This window comes from Rhodococcus sp. NPDC057529 (assembly GCF_042802055.1).
Lineage (GTDB): Bacteria > Actinomycetota > Actinomycetes > Mycobacteriales > Mycobacteriaceae > Rhodococcus_F.
In genome coordinates this window covers 256,218-278,737 of record NZ_JBHVEY010000007.1, presented here as the reverse complement: position 1 = coordinate 278,737, position 22,520 = coordinate 256,218, and the positions used below count along the sequence as shown (strand labels likewise).

Genomic DNA, 22,520 nt, shown 5'->3' with positions numbered 1-22,520 from the left:
CGAGTGATCTACGTCACAAGGGGTTCCATCGGACTTTTCTTCGCCCGATCGTGCCCGGGCAGGGCCAGGGACACCGTGAACACCAGGACCGCCAGCACGGCGCACACCCCGTAGGCGATCGAGAATCCGGCGGCGGACGCGACCCCGCCCACCATGCTCGCCGCCAGGACGGTCGCGACGACCGCGCTGCACGTGGTCGTGCCCATCGTCCGCAACAGCACGTTGACGCCGTTGGCCGCCGCCATCTGCGTGGACGGCACCGCCCGGACGATCAGCATCGGCAGCGTGCTGTACACCAGCGCCGTTCCGATGGCTGCGACGGCGAGCGCCGCGATCACCAGCCACAGCTCCTTGTGCGGCACGGTGTGCAGTGCGTAGCCGAGCACGAGGAAGATCGCCCCCGACAGAATCGTCACCTTGGATCCGTAGCGCTCGGACACCCGAGCGCCGACCTGCGCGAAGACGATCATCGACAGACTCGTCGGGAGCTGGCACACCGCGGCCTGGAGAATCGTCAGGCCGTAGCCGGCGTCGCCGCGGGGCGCCTGCAGCAACTGGGTGGTGATGAGCGCGTTCCCGTAGAACGAGAACCCGACGAGCAGCGCCATGACGTGGGGCAGCAGCACCGACCGACGCGCCGACACCCGCAGGTCCACGAGCGGGTTCCGGTTGCGCAGCTGCTGATATCCCCACAGCGCGAACAGGAACACCGCGGACCCGAACATGCCGAGCACCGCGGGACTTCCCCAGCCCCACGAGCTGCCCTGGGTGATCGGGACGAGCAGGCAGACGAGCGCGGCAGTGAGACCGACGGCGCCGACCCCGTCGAACCGCCCGCCCGACCGCACCTCCGACTCGCGGATGAACAGGGCGGCGGCGAGGGTGACCCCGAGCCCGATTGCCGCGACGACCCAGAAGAGGACGTGCCAGTTGGAGTATTCGGCGACGGCGGCCGCGAACGGCAGTCCGAGGGCGGTGCCGATCCCGAGCGTCGAACTCATCATGGCGATGGCGCCGTTGACCTTCTCGCGCGGCAGTTCGTCGCGGAGGATCGAGATTCCGACCGGGATGACGGCGGCGCCCGCCCCCTGCAGGCCCCGCGCGAAGATCAGGACGGCGATGTCGGACGTCACGGCGCAGATCAACGCGCCGATCGTCATGAAGGCGAACGCGACGAGAAGCATCCGCTTCTTGCCGACCATGTCGGCGAGCCTGCCGAAGATCGGGGTGATGACCGCGCCGACCAGGAGTGTGGTGGTGATCAGCCAGGACACCGCTGTCTGACTCGCGCCGGTGAACATCGGCATGCTGGGCAGGAGGGGCACCATGACTGTCTGCAGGACGGCCTGGAACACACCCGCGAACGCGAGAATCGGGAAGAGGTAACGCGATCCGTCGGCCGGCGCGGGTTGCGCGCCCGGGTGATCCGCGAGCGCCGAGAGCGGGCGGGGCAACGAGATCGTCAAATGTCACCCCTCGCGCAGCTGGTAAATGATTGTTCACCACATTAGGTGAACAATCATTTACCCCGCAAGCCGGACAATCCGCCCTCAGCCGTCGAGCAACTCCTGCACCAGCGGGGCGTAATGCGCCACCACCTCGTCGGGCGTGCCCGTCGCGTGCTCCTGCATCATCTTGCGGCGCATGACGGCGAGGCCCGTCAACATCGACATCACCAGTTCCGCGCGCAACCGGCCGTCCGGTCCGGGCAGCCGCTCCGCCAGCGTGTCGATCATCTGCGTCGAATAGTTGGCCCGCAGCTTCCGGCTGCCCTCCTCGCTCGGCCCGCTCATGAAGAGGATGTTCAGCGACAGCGGCTTGTACGGTTCGAGCGGCCGCGCGAACATCGACACCATCCGCTCACCGAGGCCGTCCAGCGGACCGCTGAACAGCACCTCCGCGGCAGAGCGGAAGTCGACGAGCGCGTCGAACAGCTGCTCCTTCGACCCGAAGTACTTGATGATCAGCGGAGCGCTGACCCCCGCGTCCTCCGCGATGTCCTTGAGCGTGATTTCTCGGTACGGGCGCGTCGCGAACGCCCGCCCCGCAGCGTCGACGATCAGCGACCGCGACTGCTCCGCCGTCCTCTTCACGGGCGCCGCCGTGCCCGGATCCGACGTCACAGCGTGCGTCTCCCCGACAACGCCCGGCCCAGCGTGAGCTCGTCGGCGAACTCGAGATCGCCGCCCATCGGCAGACCCGACGCGAGCCGGCTGACCGTGAGACCGGGGAAGTCCCGCAGCATCCGCACCAGATACGTCGCGGTGGCCTCACCCTCGGTGTTGGGGTCGGTCGCGATGATCACCTCGGAGACGTCGACGCCGTCCTCCTGATTGCCGATGCGCGCGAGCAACTCCCGGATCCGCAGCTGGTCGGGACCCACCCCGGACAGCGGATCCAGCGCACCGCCCAGAACGTGATAGCGGCCCTTGAACTCGCGGGTGCGCTCCACGGCCTGGACGTCCTTCGGCTCCTCGACCACACAGATCACCGTCCGGTCACGACGCGGATCGGCGCAGATGCGGCAGTGCTCCTTGTCGGACACCGTGCCGCACACCACGCAGAACTGGACGCCGTCACGCACCCGCTGCAGCGCGTTCTTGAGCCGGTCGATCTCCGGCGGCTCGACGCTGAGCAGGTGGAACGCGATGCGCTGCGCGCTCTTCGGCCCGACGCCGGGCAGCTTGCCCAGCTCGTCGATCAGATCCTGAACCGGACCTTCGTACACGCCGCGCCTCTAGAAACCGGGGAGGCCCGGCAGGCCGCCCCCACCGAATCCACCCGCGAGCGGACCGAGCTTCTGCGCCGCGATCTCCTGCGCCTTGCTCGACGCGTCCTCGATCGCACCGATCACGAGGTCCTGCAGAGTCTCCACGTCGTCGGGATCGACGACCTTCGGATCGATCTTCAGACCGACCACTTCACCTGTCCCCTTGACCGTCGCGGTCACGAGTCCGCCACCGGCCTGCCCGGTGACCTCGGCCTCGGCCATCTCCTGCTGCGCGGCCATCAGCTGCTGCTGCATCTGCTGTGCCTGCGCGAGGAGCTGCGACATGTCGGGTTGTCCACCTGGTTGCACTGACGTGGTCCTTTCTGCTGTTTCCCCTGCCAGCGTAGACCGTGACCGTCAGCGCGGTCCGGCGCCGACGCCGTCGTGGGACTCCCGTCGACGGCGCCGGAGCGCACGGGACCCGGATCAGCCGAGTTCGCGCTCGAGGTTCGCCAGCACCTGCCCCTGGATCTTCTTCAGACCCAGCGGGGCGAACGTCTTCTCGAAGAAGCCGCCGATGCCGCCCGCACCCTTCCACTCGGTGGTCGTGGTGACCGTCGACCCGCTGCCGCTCGGCGCGACGACCCAGGTGGTGACGAGCGACGAGTTCGCGTCCGTCTCGGTGATCGTGTTGCCCGCCACGGTGACCGTGGCCTTGATGTCGCGGGACCGCTTCTCGGTGGCCTTCAGCGTCCACTGCGCGACGGTGCCGGCGCCCTGCCCGCCCTCGAGGACGCGGTAGTCCAGGTACTGCTCCGAGAGGATGCGCGGACGCACCGTCTCGTAGTCCGTCAAAGCCGCGAGCGCCTTCTCCGGTGTGGCTGCGACGGTGATCGAACTGCTCGCGCTGACCTGGCCCACTGTTCTGACTCCTCTTGTACGATTTGTACGAAACTGCTTCCTCCTCCCATCCTGCCTTCCGTTCGCGAGTCCGGGCGATGACGTGGCAATCTATTGTGAGGTAGCTCACTTCGGCATGGCCGCGACCCGCACATTGATGAGACATTTGTGTGAATCTTGGGTCGCGCGCGCCGATATGCGTGGCTTGAACCCTCGGAGAGGGATAGCGTCAAGGTGTGGCTGCCTCTTCGGTTGAACTACTGAAAAGCATGCGGGAGGGTGGACGCCCCTTCCGTGCGCATCGCACTCTGCCCGTCACGGGAATCGACGCTCACCGCGCCGGCGTCCAGCGCCTCCTCGCGTCCTACCGTGCGATTCCCACGGACGCCACGGTGCGCCTCGCGAAGAAGACGTCCAACCTGTTCCGGGCCCGGGCACAGACCAGTGCACCCGGCCTCGACGTCTCCGGCCTCGGCGGCGTCATCTCCGTCGACCCGCAGGCCCGGACCGCGGACGTCGCCGGAATGTGCACCTACGAGGACCTGGTGGACGCCACCCTGCCGTATGGGCTGGCGCCGCTGGTGGTTCCGCAGCTCAAGACCATCACCCTCGGTGGCGCGGTCACCGGCCTCGGCATCGAGTCGACGTCGTTCCGCAGCGGGCTCCCCCACGAATCGGTCCTCGAGATCGACGTCCTCACCGGCAACGGCGACATCGTCACCGCGACACCGGAAGGCGAGAACTCCGACCTGTTCTGGGGGTTCCCCAACTCGTACGGAACCCTCGGCTACTCGACGCGTCTGCGCATCCAGCTCGAACCCGTCAAACGGTATGTGGCACTGCGGCATCTGCGTTTCGACTCACTGGACGAGCTGCAGGCGGCGATGGATCGGATCGTCACCGACCGCGTCCACGACGGCATCCCCGTCGACTACCTGGACGGCGTCGTCTTCACCGAGTCCGAGAGTTACCTGACACTGGGCCACCAGACCGACGAGGGCGGACCCGTCAGCGACTACACCGGGCAGAACATCTTCTACCGGTCCATCCAGCACAGCTCCGTGAACCACCCCAAAACGGACAAACTCACCATCCGAGACTACCTGTGGCGCTGGGACACCGACTGGTTCTGGTGCTCGCGCGCCTTCGGCGCCCAGAACCCCACCATCCGCAAGCTGTGGCCGAAGAAGCTCCTCCGCAGCAGCTTCTACTGGAAGCTCATCGCCCTCGACCACAAGTACGACATCGGCGACCGACTCGAGAAGCGCAAGGGCAACCCGCCACGGGAACGCGTCGTGCAGGACGTCGAAGTGCCCATCGAGCGCACCGCGGACTTCGTCCGGTGGTTCCTCGACGAGATCCCCATCGAACCGCTGTGGCTGTGCCCGTTGCGCTTGCGCGAACCCGCCCCCGCAGGCGCGTCGTCGCAGCGCCCCTGGCCCCTCTACCCTCTCGAACCGAAACGCACGTACGTGAACATCGGCTTCTGGTCCTCGGTACCCATCGTCCCGGGCCGGCCCGAGGGGGCGGCGAATCGGCTGATCGAAGACAAGGTCAGCGACTTCGACGGACACAAGTCCCTCTACTCCGATTCGTACTATTCACGAGAAGACTTCGAACGCCTCTACTACGGCGGCGATCGATACACGGAACTGAAAAAACGCTACGACCCCAAAACACGATTACTGGACCTTTTCTCCAAGGCGGTGCAACGTCGATGACAACCCTGAAAGCTTCACGCTCGCAAGACCACAAGCTGACCATCGCAGAGATTCTCGAAACTCTGTCCGACGGCATGCTCCCCCTGCGGTTCTCCGCCTACGACGGCAGCGCCGCCGGCCCGGAGGACGCCCCGTACGGGCTGCACCTCAAGACGACCAGGGGCACCACCTACCTGGCGACCGCCCCCGGCGACCTCGGCATGGCCCGGGCCTACGTGTCCGGCGACCTCGAGGCCCGCGGCGTTCACCCCGGCGACCCGTACGAGATCCTCCGCGTCATGGGCGACGAACTGCACTTCCGTCGACCGTCCGCTCTCACACTCGCCGCCATCACCCGCTCGCTCGGCTGGGATCTGCTGCGCCCCATCGCCCCTCCCCCGCAGGAGCACCTCCCGCGGTGGCGGCGGGTCGCGGAAGGACTGCGGCACTCCAAGTCCCGCGACGCCGAGGTCATCCACCACCACTACGACGTCTCGAACACCTTCTACGAGTACGTCCTCGGCCCCTCCATGACGTACACATGCGCGTGTTACGAGAACGCCGAGCAGACCCTCGAGGAGGCACAGGAAAACAAGTACCGCCTCGTCTTCGAGAAGCTCGGCCTCCAGCCCGGCGACCGCCTGCTCGACATCGGGTGCGGCTGGGGATCGATGGTCCGGTTCGCCGCGCGCCGCGGCGTCAAGGTCATCGGCGTCACCCTGTCCCGCGAACAGGCCGAATGGGCGCAGAAGGCCATCGCCGAAGAGGGGTTGTCCGACCTCGCCGAGGTCCGGTTCTCCGACTACCGCGACGTCCCCGAGACCGGCTTCGACGCCATCTCTTCCATCGGCCTCACCGAGCACATCGGCGTCGGCAACTACCCCGCCTACTTCGTACTGCTGCAGAGCAAACTCCGCGAAGGCGGCCGCCTCCTCAACCACTGCATCACCCGCCCCGACAACCAGAGTCAGGCCCGCGCAGGCGGATTCATCGACCGGTACGTGTTCCCCGACGGCGAACTCACCGGCTCCGGACGCATCATCTCCGAGATCCAGAACGTCGGACTCGAGGTGCGGCACGAGGAGAACCTGCGCGAACACTACGCCCTCACCCTCGCCGGATGGTGCCAGAACCTGGTCGACAACTGGGACGCCTGCGTCGAAGAGGTCGGGGAAGGCACCGCGCGCGTGTGGGGCCTCTACATGGCCGGGTCGCGGCTCGGCTTCGAACGCAACGTCGTTCAGCTGCACCAGGTCCTCGCCGTCAAGCTCGGGCCGAAGGGCGAGGCGCACGTCCCGCTCCGGCCGTGGTGGAAGTAGGCGGCTCCGCCGCCCGTGAGTGGTTAAGGAGTCTGTGCACTCCTTGACCACTCACAGGCCGGGCACGGCCTCTCGCCGGGCCTGCTCCACCCCTCCCGCACCAGCACGGTCTCCACTTCCTGGGCCACGACGCACGGATTTTTCGTCACCTCGTCGAACCCGTAGACCAGTCGCGGCCGGCCCTGCAGTTCCGCCGCGTTGTCGCGTCGGCGGTCCCGGAACGCGACCTCCGCCATGGCATGCGCGCGGCGACCGTCGAGTCGGACGATGAGCGGCACACCGTGATCGGAGTAGTCGCAGTCCTCGAAGAGGGTGCGCCCGTCCACGACCACCGGTGACTGCCGCCGCGCCCGTGGGAGCCCGTGCGCGTCCTCGACGTCGGTGGCATAGCGGTACTCGAGCACCGACTGGACGCCGTCGGCGAGCAGTCGCACCGCGTCCACGAGCGCCTTGCCGTACCGACGTGGTCGCCGCTCCTCCATGCGTCGCCGGATGTCGCGCAGTGGGATCCGGGCATTGGTCACGAGAGCGATGAGTCTCGTGAAAGCGTCCCGCGCCGTCGGTTCGGCGATCGCCACATCCAGCGCCGTGTCCGCCCTCGACGTCCGAGGCTGGTCCGTGTCTACGGCAATGTAATCGTGCGCCCGCGACCGGTGCACGATGACTCCCGGATGCACGACAGTTCCTTCCCGGTGGCACAGACTGACCGACGCGAGGCCCGCACCGACAACGGTCGGCGGCTGGGTGATAGCCGATCTTCCGTAGGGAACGGTGATGTGCACGGGGCGTGCGGGATCGACACGAATCATGTGCCATTCCTCGGCGGCAGTGTGGTGGCTGAGGACTGCGCCCTTGCCTCCGAAGAGCAACGCGGCTTCCAGTGCCATCTCCCGAGTGATCGGTCCGTTGCTCACCGAATAGACACCGTGGAGCACTGCTTGCCATCGACCGGATTCGACGCGGTGCCGAACCCTGCTGCGGGGAAACCCGAGGGCGTGGAGTTGCGTGTGGGTGATCAGGCCGAACTGCGCGTCGGCGACGTCTTTCAGGGCGGCGAATTGCGTGGAGGTCATACCGGGCACGGTCACCGAGACCCCCGACGGGTCTCGGTGTCGCACCTGGGGAAATGAATTGCCCTGTGGATAACCCACAGGTTGGGGATAACTCCACCCGTGCGTGGTTAACGAGTCCAGAGACTCCTTAACCACGCACGGGCGGCGGAGCCGCCTACGCCTTCAGCGACGCCGGCGGGGTGAAGCGCTCACCGTACTTGGCGGCGAGTTCTTCGGCGCGCTCGACGAAGCCTGCCTGGCCGCCTTCGTAGCCCTGGATGTACTGCGACACACCGCCGGTCCAGGCGGGGAAGCCGATGCCCATGATGGAGCCGATGTTGGCGTCGGCGGTGGTGAGGAGCACGCCCTCGTCGAAGCATTTCTGCGTCTCGATGGCCTCGATGAACAGCATGCGCTCGATGAGGTCCTGGAACGGGACCTCGAGTTCCTTGGAACCGAAGTTCTCCCGCAGCCCGGGCCACAGGCCGGTGCGTTTGCCGTCGGCGTAGTCGTAGAAGCCTGCGCCGCCGAGTTTGCCCTTGCGGTCGAACTTGTCGACCATCGTGTTGATGACGTCGCCTGCCGGGTCTGCGGGCAGTTCTTTGCCTTCGGCCTTCGCGGCTTCCGCGGTTTCCTTGCGGATCTTCTGCATCAGCGTCAGGTTCAGCTCGTCGGACAGCTGCAGGGGTGCCGCCGGGTAGCCGGCCTGCATGCCTGCCTGTTCGATGGTGGCGGGCTCGATGCCCTCCGCGAGCATGGCGATGGCCTCGTTGATGAACGTGCCGATGACGCGGGAGGTGAAGAAGCCGCGCGAGTCGTTGACGACGATCGGCGTCTTGCGGATGGCCTGCACGTAGTCGAAGACGCGGGCGAGGGCTTCGTCGGAGGTCTTCTCGCCGCGGATGATCTCGACGAGCGGCATCTTGTCGACGGGCGAGAAGAAGTGGATTCCGATGAAGTCCTCTTGCCGCTTCACACCCGTCGCGAGGCCGGTGATCGGCAGCGTCGACGTGTTCGAGCCGAGCAGCGCCTTCGGGTCGACGATGTCCTCGATCTCCTGGAACACCTTGTGCTTGAGGTCCTGCGACTCGAACACGGCCTCGATGACGAAGTCGACACCGGCGAAGTCGGCGGGGTCGGCGGTCGGCGTGATGCGGTCGAGCAGCGCCTTCGACTTCTCCTCGGTGGTCTTGCCGCGGGACAGCGCCTTGGCCTCGATGCCCTCGGAGTACGCCTTGCCCTTGGTGGCGGCCTCGATGGTGACGTCCTTGAGGACGACGTCGAAGCCGGCCTTCGCGGACACGTAGGCGATGCCGGCGCCCATCATTCCGGCACCGAGCACACCGACCTTCGTGATCGGGGTCTTCTCGATGCCCTCGGGGCGGGACGCGCCGGAGTTGATGGACTGCAGGTCGAAGAAGAACGCCTGGATCATGTTCTTCGCGACCTGACCGGTGACCAGCGACGTGAAGTAGCGGGCCTCGATGAGGAGCGCGTTGTCGATGTCGACCTGCGAACCCTCGACGGCGGCGGCCATGATGGCGCGCGGTGCCGGCATGGGTGCACCCTTGAGCTGCTTGCGCAGGTTCGCGGGGAACGCGGGCAGGTTCGCGGCGAACGCCGGGGTGGACGGGGTGCCGCCGGGGATCCGGTAGCCCTTCTTGTCCCACGGCTGGACGCCACCCTCGGGGTTGGCCTTGATCCACGCCTTCGCGGCGGGCACCAGCTCCTCGACCGAGGACACGACCTCGTCGACGAGTCCGACCTCCTTGGCCTGCACCGGTCCACGCTGCTGGCCCTGCAGCAGCACCTGCATGAGGGCGTTCTGCAGTCCGAGCATGCGGACGGTGCGCACGACGCCACCGCCGCCGGGCAGCAGGCCGAGGGTGACCTCGGGCAGGCCGATCTTGACGCCCTTCACGTCCGCGGCGACGCGGTGATGCGTGGCCAGGGCGATCTCGAGGCCGCCGCCGAGTGCGGCGCCGTTGATGGCGGCGACGACGGGCTTGCCGAGAGTCTCGAGGCGGCGCAGGTCCGACTTGATCGCGACGCTGTGGCTGTAGATCTCGTCGGCGTTCTCCGGGCCGACCTTGATCATGTTCTTCAGGTCGCCGCCGGCGAAGAACGTCTTCTTTCCGGACGTGATCACGACACCGGTGATGGAGTCCTTCTCGTCGACGAGGCGGTCGACGGTCGCCTTCATCGAGGAGATGTAGGCGTCGTTCATGGTGTTCGCGCCCTGGTTGGGATCGTCGATGGTGAGCACGACGATGCCGTCGGCGTCCTGCTCCCAGTTGATGATGTTCTGCTCGCTCACTGCTTCAAGTCTCCTGATGGTCCGGGCGGTCAGACGCGCTCGATGATGGTGGCGACGCCCATACCGCCGCCGATGCACAGGGTGATGAGGGCGTACCGGGCGTTCCGGCGCTCGAGCTCGTCGATCATGGTGCCGGTGATCATGGCGCCGGTGGCCCCGAGCGGGTGCCCCATGGCGATGGCACCGCCGTTGACGTTGAGCTTCTCGTCGGGGATGTTCAGGTCCTTCTGGAACTTGAGCACCACGGACGCGAACGCCTCGTTGATCTCGAACAGGTCGATGTCGTCGACGGTCAGACCGGCGGCGGCGAGCACCTTCTTCGAGGCCGGGGTGGGGCCGGTGAGCATGATCGTGGAGTCGGCACCGCTGGTGGCCGTCGCGACGACACGGGCGCGCGGGGTCAGGCTCATGTCCTTGCCCGCCTGCTCGGACCCGACGAGGACCAGTGCGGCGCCGTCGACGATGCCGGAGCTGTTGCCGCCGTGGTGGACGTGGTTGATCTTCTCGATCCAGTGGTACTTCTGCAGCGACACCGCGTCGAAGCCGCCCATCTCGCCGACGCCGGCGAACGACGGGTTGAGCCCCGCCAGGTTTTCGAGAGTGGTGCCGGGACGCATGTGCTCGTCCTGGTCGAGAACGACGAGACCGTTGATGTCCTTGACCGGGACGACGGACTTGGCGAAGTAGCCGCCGGTCCACGCCTTCGCGGCGAGGTCCTGCGAGCGGACGGCGTACGCGTCGACGTCCTCGCGGGAGAAGCCCTCGATGGTGGCGATCAGGTCGGCGCCCACACCCTGGGGGACAAAGTAGTTGTCGTAGTTGGTGGCCGGGTCGAGCGCCCACGGTCCGCCGTCGGAGCCCATCGGCACGCGGGACATCGATTCGACGCCGCCGGCGATGACCAGTTCGTCCCACCCGGACCGCACCTTCTGCGCGGCGGTGTTGACGGCCTCGAGGCCGGACGCGCAGAACCGGTTCAGCTGGACGCCGCCGACGGTGTCGGGCAGTCCGGCGTCGTTGACCGCGACGCGGGCGATGTCCATGCCCTGGTCGCCGACGGGGGTGACGACGCCGAGGACCAGATCGGAGATGCGGTCCTCGTCCAGGTCGGGGAAGCGGGCGCGGAGCTCGTCGATCAGGCCGGTGACCAGCGAGATCGGTTTGACCGAGTGCAGCGAACCGGTCTTCTTGCCGCGGCCGCGCGGGGTCCGGATGGCTTCATAAATGAATGCCTCTGTGGTCACTGTGGAGTGTTCCTTCCTTATCTGCGTCGACGCCGACCGTGCACACGGCGCTCTGCACGGGGCATACCCCGGCACATTTACCTTAGAACGTGTTGCAAAACAGGAGGAAGGACCGAAGCGATCCTGGATCGTGACCCAGGCGATCACGACCGCCGCGATCGCGGGTGCAGTCGCGGCGGTGCCGTAGCGGGTCAGGTGCAGTCTTCGAGTGCTAGGTGGGCGGTTTCGGGTGCCATCAGCAGGGAGCTGACGGCACCGACGACCAGCACAATGACCAGGCCCAGCATGGAGGCGGTGAGCCCGAACGAAGACAGCGCGATGGGTAGCAGGAATGTTCCTGCCGCGGACCCGATCCGGCTTCCACCGTTGAGGAGTCCCACCCCGGAGCCTCGGAGTTCGGTGGGGAAGAGTTCGGGCGGGTACACCTGCTCGAGATTGGAGGCACCTGACATCACGAAGGTGAAGATGATGAACGCACCGAGGACGAGGGGAAGAGGGCCATCCGGTCCGATGGCGACGACGGCAAGGCTGACGGCCATGATCAGGAACGAGGAGATCAGCAGATGTCTTCGGGACATCTTGGCGACGAACCAGAGGCCGGCGATCCCACCGAGCAGCAGGAACAGGTTGAGGAGCGCGCCGCCGAGGAACTCGCGGTCGCCGAGTCCGATCTCGAGCATCAGGATCGGCAGGAAGGTGTATATCGCGAAGTAGGGGATGACTTGGCAGTTGAAGAACAGCATCCCGAACGCGGTGTTTCTGCGATATTTGCGTCCGAAGAAGTCGCGGTAGCGGGCCGGTTCCGGCGGCTGTTCGGCGGCGATCTTCTCGACGTCGAGGAATCCGCCCAGGTAGGCGTTGGCGATCTCGCGGGCTTCGGCGAGTCGGCCCTTGCTGATCAGCCAGCGGGGGGATTCGGGGGTCCCGATCCGCAGTATCAGGACGACCAGCGCAGGGATGGTGCCGCTGGCGAGGAGCCAGCGCCACGAGTCGTCGGAGAGCTGAACGAGATAGGTGCCTGCGAAATACGCGACGACGTACCCGACGGTCCACATCACGGTCAGGGAGGCCAGCAGCCCACCCCGGAAACGGCGGGGCACGAACTCGGCCACCAATGTCGGGCCCAGCGCGTAGTCGGCGCCGACGCCGAAGCCGATGAGCAACCGGAGGACGAGCAGCGCCACGGGTCCGTCGACGAAGAACTGGGCCAGTGAGGTAACGGCGATCAGCAGAAAGTCGAGCATGTAAACGCGTCTTCGACCGAACTTGTCGCCGAGCCAGCCAAGGATGACGCTGCCGAAGAAGATGCCGATCAACATCGAGGCGCCCAGCACACCCTGCCACACCGGCCCGAGACTCATCTGCGGGGCGATTGCGGTCAGCGCGATGCCGATGCTGCCCAGTGCGTAGCCGTCGGAGAAGTTAGCCCCGAAGGTGAGTGCGGTGATCTTGACGTGAAACCGGCTGAGCGGGCCGTCGTCGGCGGTGCCGGCGGGGGGCGCTGTGGTGCCGGGCGGCGGTGAGCCGCCCACCGGTGACGAGGTGAGGTTGCTCGAGTGCATGTTCGAGGCTCCGTTCGTTCTTCCTGGTCGGTGCCCACTCGCCGCCCGGCTTCCATTGTGCTGTCTGCGATGGGCCGGGCGACGGGATGGGGGCGTTCTCTGGAATCGGGAAAGGGGAGGTGCAGGATGATCCGTGGTCGGGCTTATGCGTTACGGCCGTAGAAGAGCCCTCGGGTGAGGTCGTTCAGTTTCATATCGGCCTTCTCGCCGTATGTCAGGACCGAGTTGAGGCGGGGCTGGCTTCCGGTGGTGGGGCTGACGCGGTGCAGGGCGTTTCTGCCGTGGAAGATCGCGAGGGTCCCGGCGGCACCGGGTAGGCGGATCATGTTTTCGGTGTCGCCGTGGATGATCCGTTCGATGGTGTCGTAGTTCGGGTCTTCGGCGTTGCGCAGCCCGGGAAAGTAGTCGAAGTGTCCGCCGCCGGATGCGTCTTGGTACATGACGGTGACCGCGAACTCGCTGCGATCGAAGTGCCAGCCCAGCTCGTCACCTTCGTCGAAGATCGCGATCATGACCGCGTCGAGGGCGTCAGCGCTGCGATGAAGTTCCTCCTTCCCCAGGACCGCGGCGATGAATCGGGTGAGGTCGTCGGTCTCGTAGAGACGCCGGATCGGGGTTTCGGCCGGAATCTGGTCGTAGGCGATGGTTCGTTTGGCCGAGCGTTGCGGCATCGCCCGGGGATGGCCGGCGGGTACCTCGGTGTCGACCGGTTCGAAGTAGACGGTGTGGGTGTTGTCGGTGCGAAACGCTTTCTCCGACAGCACCTCCGCGTGGGCAACCATCCGATCGACGGCGTCGGGAACGACGAATCCGGGCAGTTGGCACACACCGGCGTTGCGAAGCTCCGTGCGGCATCGGGCCACGAAAGCGCGGCCGGTGTCGCTGTCGAGGTCGTGGATGGGATAACGGCGCAGGTCGACGATATCTGCGTACACGGGGGCGGTGGCCTGGGACATGAATCCTCCGAGTTGTCGGGGTTTGTGATGGGGGCGAATGCCTCACTCGAGAGTGTCAGCTGCGTCACATTAGGGCAATTCGCTTTGGCACTGAATTGAATAAGGAAACGTACTAATGTATTCCGTGTGAGCCGAGACCTCCACACCATCGAACTGCGTTATCTGGCAGCCCTCATCGCGGTGCACCGCGATGCCTCGTTCAGCCGTGCCGCCGAGCGTCTCGGCTATACCCAGTCCGCGGTCAGTCAGCAGATCGCCCGGCTCGAACGCGGCATCGGACACCAGTTGGTGGAGCGGCCGGGTGGTTCCCGGGCGGTGTCGCTGACTCCGGCCGGCAAGGTCCTGCTGCGGCACGCCGAAGCGATCGTCGCCCGCCTGACCAGTGCGGCCGCCGACCTCGACGCGTTGGACGACGGCACCGCGGGAACTCTGCGGATCGGCTGCTACCAGAGCGTCGGTGTGCGGATTCTGCCCCGGGTGATGCGGGAATTTCTCGCCCAGTTCCCCGGCGTGAATGTGCAGTTGGTGGAGAACGAGGACGACGGGGAACTACTCGCACAGGTCGAACGGGGGGAGCTCGACCTGAGTTTCGTCGTCGCGCCGTTGCCTCCGGGCCCGTTCGACTCGGAGGAGCTTCTCGAAGATCCGTATGTGGTTGCGGTACGGGATGATTCACCACTCGGCCGCGGTACCGGCACGGTGACCCCGAAAGATCTGGCCCGCATCCCTTTGATCAGCTACGCGCAGATCCGGGAGGCGCACCTGATCGAGAATCGGCTCGGGCACCCGGCACTGGCCGGGCAGATGGTGTTCCGGTCCAACGACAATGGCACCATTCTCGGCCTGGCAGCGGAAGGGGTGGGAGCCGCGGTGATCCCGTGGCTGTCGGTCGATCCTCATCGGGACGGTCTTCGGGTCCTGCAGATCTCCGGTGTGAGCCGGCGGATCGTGGGTATCGCCTGGCATCGTGATCGGTACCAGATCCCGGCGGCTCATGCCTTCATCGACCTCGCTCACGCAGCCGCGAACGAGGAGGAGATCCATATGCGAGCGGCGCTGGGAAACGGTGCTCCACGCAGCGGGACAAAGCAATAACGGTGGTAGGCCCGCCACGCGGGCCTACCACCGTCATCGCGACCGTCGGGACCGGTCAGAACTCCAGGCTGCCGACAACCGATTCCACCGACCTCAGGATGGTGCCGTCGTACACCAGGCGTTCGATCTGCTCGATGTCGTCACCGAAGAAGCGGTCCGCGTCCACACGGGGTGCGACCTCTCGGATCGCACGGCGTACCGCCTGGGACGCGGTGGAACCCTCTTCGGGACCGAGGAATTCGTGGGCCTGCGCCGCACACATCAGTTCGATCGCCAGCACGTAGCGGAGTTTGCCGACGATCCGGTAGGCCTTCGTCACCGCCAGGTACGCATTGCTCACCGGGTCCTCCTGATTCGCACAGGTGGGCACCGAATCGACCGACGCGGGCTGGCAGGAGGTCTTCATCTCCATGTACAACGCGGCCGCGGTGTACTGGGCGATCATGTAGCCGTTGTTCAATCCCGGACTCGGGGAGAGGAAGGCAGGCAGTCTACTGAAGTTGCTGTTGACCATGCGGTCGGTGCGGCGTTCGGATATCTTGGCAAGCACGGTGAGCGCGGTGGCCATCAGATCGGCTTGGATGCCGACGAACGTGCTGTCGAAGTTGGCGCCCATCAGGGCGATACCGTCGTCGTTCTCCGGAATGACGACCGGATTGTCGCCGACAGAGTGCAGTTCGTCCCGAACGACGTCGATCGCGTCTTTGAGTGCACGTCGTGCTCCTCCGTGGATCTGCGGGATGCCGCGCAGGCTGTAGGTGTCCTGAACGCGATAGTCGCGGTACTTGGCGACTATCGCGCTGCCCTCGAGGATTCGCCGGACATTGTGTGCGACCGCAGCCTGTTCGGGATGCTTCTTCATTGCCTGCAGACGCGGGTCGTATGCCTTGATCGTCCCCTTGAGTGCCTCGAGAGACAACGCGGCCGCGGTGTCGGCCACCGTGGCAGCGCGCGCCGCATCGTAGGCGAGGAGTACGCCGATTGCGGTCACCGAGTGGGTGCCGTTGGTCAGCGTCAGGCCTTCCTTGCAGCCCAGGGTCACCGGACTCAGGCCGAATCGCTGCAGCGCGGCTGATGCCGAAACCTCGACGTCGTCGACCAGCACGCGGCCCTCGCCGAGGAGAACCCGGGCCATGTGGGCTTCGGGGCCGAGGTAGCCGACCGAGCCGTCACCGGGCACGACCGGCGTGATCCGGTTGTTGAGCAGGTCCCGGATGAGGTAGAGCACCTCGAGGCTGGTCCCGGAATAGCCCTGCCCGAGTCCGACCAGCATCATCAACTGAATTGCCCGAACCACCTCCACCGACAGCGGCTCACCCACCGACACCGCATGCGAGAGCACGATATTGCGCTGCAGTGTCTCGGCGTCCTCCGGGGAGATCACCTCGGTGACATTGTCCCCGAAGCCGGTGGTGACGCCGTAAATCAGCCGATTCTCGGACAGAAACCGCTCGATCAACTTGCGTGATCGCCGGACCCGCTCGCCGTACGACGGCGTGAAGGTCACGCGCGCACCGAAGCGCGCCACCGCGACGAACTCCTCGATGGTTATCTCGCCGTCACCCAATGCGACGGTGGCGATTTCTTGAGCATGGATCGTCATCAGCGATCTCCTTCGGACTCCATGGATGCGACATAGCAGTCGGTGACGTTGGCGTTCCGGTGCAATTGGCCTCGAGCCAGCACCCGTCCCGAAGGTTGACACTATTTGATTAACTGCGACATCTTTATGAACATTACTAATGCATGCCATTACGCTCGACGGAGGCGCGACCGCAGGTTGGTGGCCACAACGGCTCCAGCAGGTGACCTGCAAGATCACGCCGAGATAGTCGACTACGTCCCCACCACGACCCCGGCGCCTCAGGTGTCGACGCCGAGGCCCGCGTCCCGTGCCCGGACGATGGCGGCGGGACGGTCGGGCACACCGAGCTTGGCGAGCACGTTCGACACGTGGTTGCGCACCGTCTTCGGGCTCAGCACGAGTCTGCGCGAGATGCTCGCGTTGTCGTAGCCGCGGGCGACGAGGTCGAGGACCTCCCGTTCGCGGTCGGTGAGTTCCGGAAACACCGTGGGCTCCATCCGGCGCGAGGCGGCCATGAAGCTCATCGCGCGGGCCGCGACCGCGGCGCCGAGGATCACCTCCCCGTTGGCGACCGCCCGGACGGCCCGTTCGACCTCCCCCGGATCGGCCCCCTTCACCAGGTAGCCGCGCGCCCCGGCGCGCACCGACGCGACCAGCGATTCGTCGTCCTCGTGCATCGTCACGACGAGCACCCGCAGGGCGGGGTGCCGCTCGACGAGTCGCCGGGTGGCGTCCACCCCCGAACCGTCGCCGAGTTCGAGATCCATCAGCACCACGTCGACGTCGCCGTCCACGACGTCGAGCGCCTCGGCGACGGAACTGGCCTGTACGGCCACCTCCATGCCGTCGAGCGTCGACAGCAACGCGACCATGCCCAGCCGGAACACCGGGTGGTCGTCGACGACGGCTACCCGGATGGACGAGGTGGTGGAATTCGTGGTGCCCGCGCTCATGATGCGGTCAACGGTAACCGGGCGGTCACCACCGTGCCTGTCGGACGGCCGGATTCGATGTGCAGCGTGCCGCCGAGTTCGTGCGCCCGCTCGCGCATCGACCGGGTGCCGACGCCGCCGCCCCCGGCCGGATCGAACCCGCACCCGTCGTCGTGGATGACGACCGTCAGCACCTCCGGAGCGAACGTGGCGTCGACCCGGCAGCCGTCGGCACCGCTGTGCCTGCGCGCGTTGGTGACCGCCTCGACGACGATCCCGTACGCCGCGGCGCTGATCTCCGCGCCCAGCCTCGGCGGCGGATCGGCCTGCACCCGCAGCTGGAACCCGCTGCGCGACTGGCTGGCCGCCAGTTCGTGCAGCGCCGGGACCAGTCCGAGTTCGTCGAGCACCGGCGGGAACATGCTGCGCGACAGCTGCCGGACGCCCTCCACCTGATGGTCGAGTTGCTCCTGCAGCGCGTCGATGAGTTCCGCGGCGGCGACCGGATCCGAACCGAGCAGATTCCGGGCGCCCTGCAGGCCCAGCCGGATGCCCGCCAGCGACGGCCCCAGCCCGTCGTGCAGTTCGCGGCGAATCATCTGCCGCTCCTCCAGCCGCACGGACGCCAGCCGACGCCGCGCCTCCTGCAGGTTCTCCGCCGACTGCAGCACGACGAGACCGGCCGTCACCACCGCCGACAGTTCGGTGAGCGACCGGCGGGTGCGCGCCCCCAGCGACTCCCCCGGCGGCGCCGTCACGACCATCGTCCCCAGCACCGCACCGCGGTGCACCAACTCCACCGACTCGGCATGTCCGGTCGCCGAACCCCACACCGCGGCAACCCCGCCGGCGCGCCGCACGGACACGGATTCGAGCCGCAACGCGACGCCGACGCCGGCAGCCAGACCCTCGAGGAGTTGTTCCGGCGTCTCGGCGCTGCCGAACTGCCTGCCGAGGGTGCGAACGGCCCGCGCCGGATCCTCGCCCTCGCCGTACACCAGGCGGTGCACCCGCCGCTGCAGCCACAACCGCACCGGCTGCACCGCGACGGCGACGACACCCGCCGCGACCACCTGCGCCCCCACCGAATCGCCGTCGGGCAGCAGGGCCGTCACGGCCGTCGCCACCACCACGTACAGCACCAGCAGCGCGACGGTGAGGGTGCCGGCCACCGTCGCGCGGCTGACGACCAGGTTCAGCCCCCACATGCGCTGACGCAGGATGCACACCAGGATCGCGACCGGGTAGAAGGCCTGAACCGCCAAGTGCACCAACGGGTTGAGCACCCACAGCCCCGGCAGCGACGCCGGCAGCACCAGCGGAATGTACGCGCCCGTCATCAGCCCCGTGCCGAGGCACATCCACCCGAGACCCACCCGCTCGCGGGGTGGACCGTGACGCCACCGCCACCCGCAGTCCGCGGCAGCCGCGAAACCGACCACGAGGACGGGCACGATCTGCCAGACCGCGGGGATCTCGGTGAACGTGCGGGACCAGAAGTACCAGGCCGTCGCGGCGACACCGGCGAGGACGCCGAGTTTCGCGCCGGCGCCGAGCGGATGGTCGCGGATCAGCCACGGCACGATCAGGAACAGGCTGAGCGTCCCGGGAATCCACGCCGTGTTCTGCAACGGCGACAGCACGTCGACCCACGGCAGCCCCGGACGCACGGCCGCGAGTTGCGAGTAGCTGTAGCCGAGTGCGGCGAGACCCACGCCGATCGCGGTGAGCCCCATGATGATCGGCACCGGGTGCACTCGCCGCGCGAGCACGACACCGGCCACGGTCCCGTAGACCGCCGCCCCGACGACGTCGACCAGGAAGAACAGCTGATTCGAATCGATGCCCGGATCGGCCCGGACGAACGCCACCACCGACAGCACGACCAGGATCCACGCGGACACCGCCATGACGGCAGCGGGTACGGGCGCACCGCCCGCACCTGCCGACCCCTCGGTCATCGGAGTGTCCTTCTGCTTCGCCATGGTGCGAACGAGTATCTCCCCTACTCGCGCGCGGTGTCGGCGAAAGCGAACCCGATCGCGCTCACCAGCACCCACAGCGGCCCGGTGAACCCCGCGAGATACTGCAGCGGTGAGACGCCGATGACGGCGGTCACCAGTCCCAGCACCAGGCTGACCCAGCCGATCCACCGCGGTCCCGCGTGCCCGCGGAGCAACGCGACGGCCACCACCAGCGCGCTGACCCCCGCGCCCGCCCACAGCCACGGAATGGTGCCCATCCAGTGGCCGCCGACCACCGCGAACTCCGGCACCAGCCGGCTCGTGTCACCGAGTCCGAACACCAGCTCGGTGGTCAGCCCGGTCCCCAGCAGGCACGCCGCCGATGTCAGGACCAGCCCGAACGCCGCGACCGAGGGCAGGATGCTCTCGGCGGGCAACGCTGCCCGCAGCCGCTGGGACAGCCCGGCGGCGAAGACGAGGATCAGCAGCGCCGCGGTCATGATCGCCACGTGCATCACCAGGATTCCGGTGCGCTGTCCGGCGAGACCGTTCATGATCGCGACCGCGTCACCGGCCGCCGCCTCCACGTACACGGCGTCGACCGACATGCTCGCCTGGATGCCGACGATTCCGGCCACGCCGGCGACGACCCCGACGTACGCCCACCACCGGCCGCTTCGCGGCCGCGCGGTCGCCGGGACCTCGTTCTGCACGCCGTCTGGAACATTCACTGTGCTCATGAGACGACGATCGGGCACCCGGCGTCCCGGGCACCAGGGGCGGATGTCCCGATGTGGCGGGACCGCGCCGTCCGGTTCAGCCTTCGAGCTTCTTGGCCCCGAGCATGTCCTTGAGCAGTTCGAACGCCACATCCTCGGGGTCGCGGCGAGTCGCGGGGTCGGCGGGTTCCGCCGCCTCCTTGAACATTTCTTCTTCGTCCTCGGGTGTGGAGACGGGCGGCGTCGACGCCGAAGCCTCGTAGTCGATCGGCCCGGGATCGTCCGGGTAGTCCGGTGCCTCCGGCGGCGGAATGTCGTCGTCCGGTTCGGACGACGGACGTGCCTGCGCCGCACCCGGACCGGCATCGGTGCTCCGTGCGTCGGACTGCTGCTGAGGCGGGCGCTGCGCAGCCCGCTCCTGGCTGGGCCGGGAGAACCGGGGTGCGCCTGCCGGCTTCGTCGGCGCCGCAGCGGCCTTCGCGACCGGTGGGGGCGGCGCCGTCGGGGCACCGGCCTGATACTCCACTTCCCAGGTGCCGCCGAACATCTCGGACAGCACCTCGGTGATCACCTGGGCGTTGTGCGGGGACGCGATCCGAGCGCCGAGGTTGGGGACCGGGTGCGCCAGGATCAGGCGGTTGCCCTGCACGTCGTGCACCGTCGCGGCCGACAACATCGCGGGCAGGATCTTGTTCCGCTGGCTCACCTTCTCGCGCAGCGAATTCCAGGCTTCCCGCAGTGCGGCGGCATCCGGACCGGCCGATGCGGCGGGTGCCGCCTCCACCTCGGGTTCGGGAGTCGGCTCGGGTTCCGGTTCGGGAGTCGGCTCGGGTTCGGGCTCAGGCTCGGGCTCGGGCTCAGGCTCAGGCTCGGGCTCGGGCTCGGGCTCAGGCGCGGGCTCGGGCTCGGGCGTCGGCGCGGGCACCGGCGTCGGCTCCGGAACGGGTGTCGGTTCGGGCTGCGGCGTCGGCTCCGGTTCGGGAACGGGGGCAGGCGCGGGCTCCGGAACCGGCTTCGGCATCGGTTCGGGTTCCGGCTCGGGCGGCGGCGGCACGGTGGCGGCCGCGGCCTGGCGCATCGACGGTCGCTGGAACCTCGGCTCCGGTTCCGGTTCGGCGGGCCGTTGCGGCGCGCGATCCGGTGCTGCCGCGGGCCGCTCGGCTACGGCGGCGACCGGCGCGGAGCCTGCGGGCGGAAGTCCGCGCTCGACGCGTTCGAGTCGCTGCAGCACGGCCGACTCCGCATCGGAGGCCGAGGGCAACAGCATCCGGGCGCACATCACTTCGAGCAGCAGTCGCGGGGCGGTGGCGCCGCGCATCTCACCCAGCCCGGCGTGCATCACCTCGGCGAAGCGGGTGAGCGTCGCGGGACCGATCCGCTGGACCTGGGCGCGCATGTGCTCGAGCACGTCGCCGGGAGCGTCCACCAGGCCGCGTTCGGCGGCGTCGGGGACGGCCTGCATCAGGATGAGGTCGCGCAGGCGCTCGAGCAGGTCGACGGCGAAGCGGCGCGGATCGTGCCCGGCGTCCATGACGCGGTCGACCGTCCCGAACAGCGCGGCACCGTCGCCGGCGGCGAGCGCGTCCACGGCGTCATCGATCAGCGCGACGTCGGTGACGCCGAGCAGCGCGAGGGCGCGCGGGTAGGTGACGCCCTCGTCGCCTGCGCCGGCGAGGAGCTGGTCGAGGATGCTCAGCGAGTCACGCGGGGACCCGCCGCCGGCGCGGATGACCAGCGGATATACCGGGTCGGCGACCGGCACACTCTCCTGCAGGCAGATCTTCTCCAGCAACCCGCGCATCGTCGCAGGCGCGAGCAGCCGGAACGGGTAGTGATGGGTGCGCGAACGGATGGTCGGCAGCACCTTCTCGGGTTCGGTGGTGGCGAAGATGAAGATGAGGTGCTCCGGCGGCTCCTCCACGATCTTGAGGAGGGCGTTGAAACCCGCCGTGGTGACCATGTGGGCCTCGTCCACGATGAACACCCGGTACCGGGACTCGGCGGGCGCGTAGAACGCGCGGTCACGCAGCTCACGGGTGTCGTCGACGCCACCGTGGCTGGCGGCGTCTAGTTCGGTGACGTCGAGGTTGCCCGACCCGCCGGGGCCGAGCGCCACGCACGAGGGGCACTGACCGCACGGCGTCGAGGTCGGGCCCTCCACGCAGTTCAGCGATCGGGCGAGGATGCGGGCAGACGACGTCTTGCCACAGCCGCGGGGACCGGAGAACAGATACGCGTGGTTGATCCGTCCGGCGTCGAGAGCAGTGCTCAGTGGTTCGGTGACGTGCTCCTGCCCCACCACCTCGGCGAAGGATGCGGGTCGGTACTTCCGGTACAGGGCCACGCGGAAAGACTACCGGCGGTCCCCGACAGTCCGGCCCGGGTGGTCGAAGCGCCTGCTCGGCGCCCGCTCGGGGCCCTACTCACAGGCAGAAGTCCGGACCTGACCGGATTGCGTAACACGT

Annotated in this window: 18 protein-coding genes; 3 read left to right on the top strand and 15 right to left on the bottom strand. The window is 67.6% G+C overall.

The annotated features are described in order from the left end of the window. Positions 1-8 precede the first annotated feature (8 nt). The 5 genes from ACFU5V_RS16295 to ACFU5V_RS16275 all read right to left on the bottom strand — a co-directional run bounded on the left by ACFU5V_RS16295 (position 9) and on the right by ACFU5V_RS16275 (position 3,631). A complete protein-coding gene (locus tag ACFU5V_RS16295; RefSeq protein ID WP_378700558.1) occupies positions 9-1,466 on the bottom strand; it encodes an MFS transporter in 1,458 nt (485 codons plus the stop codon). An 84-nt stretch (positions 1,467-1,550) separates the two neighbouring features. Then, positions 1,551-2,123 (bottom strand): TetR family transcriptional regulator, encoded by a 573-nt coding sequence (locus ACFU5V_RS16290; protein ID WP_378438067.1) that lies wholly within the window; start codon positions 2,121-2,123, stop codon positions 1,551-1,553. Beyond that, positions 2,120-2,728 (bottom strand): recombination mediator RecR, encoded by a 609-nt coding sequence (recR, locus tag ACFU5V_RS16285; protein ID WP_005248644.1) that lies wholly within the window; start codon positions 2,726-2,728, stop codon positions 2,120-2,122. The genes ACFU5V_RS16290 and recR overlap by 4 nt, the downstream gene beginning before the upstream one ends. A gap of 9 nt (positions 2,729-2,737) precedes the next feature. Further along, on the bottom strand, positions 2,738-3,055 hold the full coding sequence (locus tag ACFU5V_RS16280; RefSeq protein WP_218028832.1) for a YbaB/EbfC family nucleoid-associated protein: 318 nt from the start codon (positions 3,053-3,055) through the stop codon (positions 2,738-2,740). 141 nt (positions 3,056-3,196) lie between these two features. Further along, a complete protein-coding gene (locus tag ACFU5V_RS16275) occupies positions 3,197-3,631 on the bottom strand; it encodes an SRPBCC family protein (protein WP_378438064.1) in 435 nt (144 codons plus the stop codon). Positions 3,632-3,879: 248 nt separating this feature from the next. Here ACFU5V_RS16275 and ACFU5V_RS16270 point away from each other — a divergent pair, with 248 nt between their 5' ends. Then, complete coding sequence (locus tag ACFU5V_RS16270; RefSeq protein WP_378700722.1) at positions 3,880-5,331, top strand: FAD-binding oxidoreductase; 1,452 nt, start codon at positions 3,880-3,882, stop codon at positions 5,329-5,331. Next, a complete protein-coding gene (locus tag ACFU5V_RS16265) occupies positions 5,328-6,629 on the top strand; it encodes a class I SAM-dependent methyltransferase (RefSeq protein WP_378700556.1) in 1,302 nt (433 codons plus the stop codon). The genes ACFU5V_RS16270 and ACFU5V_RS16265 overlap by 4 nt, the downstream gene beginning before the upstream one ends. A 23-nt stretch (positions 6,630-6,652) precedes the next feature. On the opposite strand, the gene ACFU5V_RS16260 is transcribed toward ACFU5V_RS16265, so the two are convergent. The 5 genes from ACFU5V_RS16260 to ACFU5V_RS16240 form a co-directional block, all read right to left on the bottom strand. Further along, positions 6,653-7,702 (bottom strand): type IV toxin-antitoxin system AbiEi family antitoxin domain-containing protein, encoded by a 1,050-nt coding sequence (locus tag ACFU5V_RS16260; protein WP_378700554.1) that lies wholly within the window; start codon positions 7,700-7,702, stop codon positions 6,653-6,655. Between the two features lie 154 nt (positions 7,703-7,856). Continuing rightward, a complete protein-coding gene (locus tag ACFU5V_RS16255; protein ID WP_378700552.1) occupies positions 7,857-9,998 on the bottom strand; it encodes a 3-hydroxyacyl-CoA dehydrogenase NAD-binding domain-containing protein in 2,142 nt (713 codons plus the stop codon). A gap of 29 nt (positions 9,999-10,027) precedes the next feature. Further along, positions 10,028-11,242, bottom strand: a complete 1,215-nt coding sequence (locus ACFU5V_RS16250) for an acetyl-CoA C-acetyltransferase (protein WP_378700550.1) — start codon at positions 11,240-11,242, stop codon at positions 10,028-10,030. A gap of 191 nt (positions 11,243-11,433) precedes the next feature. Further along, positions 11,434-12,804, bottom strand: coding sequence for an MFS transporter (locus ACFU5V_RS16245; RefSeq protein ID WP_378440943.1), 1,371 nt, complete (start codon positions 12,802-12,804; stop codon positions 11,434-11,436). A gap of 143 nt (positions 12,805-12,947) precedes the next feature. Further along, a complete protein-coding gene (locus ACFU5V_RS16240; RefSeq protein WP_378700548.1) occupies positions 12,948-13,760 on the bottom strand; it encodes a hypothetical protein in 813 nt (270 codons plus the stop codon). Positions 13,761-13,886: 126 nt separating this feature from the next. Between ACFU5V_RS16240 and ACFU5V_RS16235 the strand changes: the two genes are divergently transcribed. Further along, a complete protein-coding gene (locus ACFU5V_RS16235; RefSeq protein ID WP_378700547.1) occupies positions 13,887-14,855 on the top strand; it encodes a LysR family transcriptional regulator in 969 nt (322 codons plus the stop codon). A 55-nt stretch (positions 14,856-14,910) separates the two neighbouring features. On the opposite strand, the gene hutH is transcribed toward ACFU5V_RS16235, so the two are convergent. The 5 genes from hutH to ACFU5V_RS16210 all read right to left on the bottom strand — a co-directional run bounded on the left by hutH (position 14,911) and on the right by ACFU5V_RS16210 (position 22,399). Next, positions 14,911-16,458 (bottom strand): histidine ammonia-lyase, encoded by a 1,548-nt coding sequence (gene hutH / locus ACFU5V_RS16230; RefSeq protein ID WP_378700545.1) that lies wholly within the window; start codon positions 16,456-16,458, stop codon positions 14,911-14,913. Between the two features lie 260 nt (positions 16,459-16,718). After that, positions 16,719-17,393 (bottom strand): response regulator, encoded by a 675-nt coding sequence (locus tag ACFU5V_RS16225; RefSeq protein WP_378700543.1) that lies wholly within the window; start codon positions 17,391-17,393, stop codon positions 16,719-16,721. Continuing rightward, entirely contained in the window at positions 17,390-19,333 is a 1,944-nt protein-coding gene (locus tag ACFU5V_RS16220; RefSeq protein ID WP_378700541.1) for a sensor histidine kinase, read from the bottom strand. Before ACFU5V_RS16220 ends, ACFU5V_RS16225 begins: the two co-directional genes overlap by 4 nt. 44 nt (positions 19,334-19,377) lie before the next feature. Beyond that, positions 19,378-20,076 (bottom strand): hypothetical protein, encoded by a 699-nt coding sequence (locus ACFU5V_RS16215; protein WP_378700539.1) that lies wholly within the window; start codon positions 20,074-20,076, stop codon positions 19,378-19,380. A 76-nt stretch (positions 20,077-20,152) separates the two neighbouring features. Continuing rightward, complete coding sequence (locus ACFU5V_RS16210) at positions 20,153-22,399, bottom strand: DNA polymerase III subunit gamma and tau (protein ID WP_378700537.1); 2,247 nt, start codon at positions 22,397-22,399, stop codon at positions 20,153-20,155. Positions 22,400-22,520: the final 121 nt, after the last annotated feature.

Bases quoted from the DNA above. Each gene is read 5' to 3' on its own strand.
- ACFU5V_RS16265 (WP_378700556.1), top strand. From the start codon at position 5,328: ATGACAACCCTGAAAGCTTCACGCTCGCAAGACCACAAGCTGACCATC.
- ACFU5V_RS16245 (WP_378440943.1), bottom strand. From the start codon at position 12,804: ATGCACTCGAGCAACCTCACCTCGTCACCGGTGGGCGGCTCACCGCCG.
- ACFU5V_RS16260 (WP_378700554.1), bottom strand. From the start codon at position 7,702: ATGACCTCCACGCAATTCGCCGCCCTGAAAGACGTCGCCGACGCGCAG.
- ACFU5V_RS16225 (WP_378700543.1), bottom strand. From the start codon at position 17,393: ATGAGCGCGGGCACCACGAATTCCACCACCTCGTCCATCCGGGTAGCC.
- ACFU5V_RS16280 (WP_218028832.1), bottom strand. From the start codon at position 3,055: ATGTCGCAGCTCCTCGCGCAGGCACAGCAGATGCAGCAGCAGCTGATG.
- ACFU5V_RS16220 (WP_378700541.1), bottom strand. From the start codon at position 19,333: ATGACCGAGGGGTCGGCAGGTGCGGGCGGTGCGCCCGTACCCGCTGCC.
- ACFU5V_RS16270 (WP_378700722.1), top strand. From the start codon at position 3,880: ATGCGGGAGGGTGGACGCCCCTTCCGTGCGCATCGCACTCTGCCCGTC.
- ACFU5V_RS16240 (WP_378700548.1), bottom strand. From the start codon at position 13,760: ATGTCCCAGGCCACCGCCCCCGTGTACGCAGATATCGTCGACCTGCGC.
- ACFU5V_RS16215 (WP_378700539.1), bottom strand. From the start codon at position 20,076: ATGAGCACAGTGAATGTTCCAGACGGCGTGCAGAACGAGGTCCCGGCG.
- hutH (WP_378700545.1), bottom strand. From the start codon at position 16,458: ATGACGATCCATGCTCAAGAAATCGCCACCGTCGCATTGGGTGACGGC.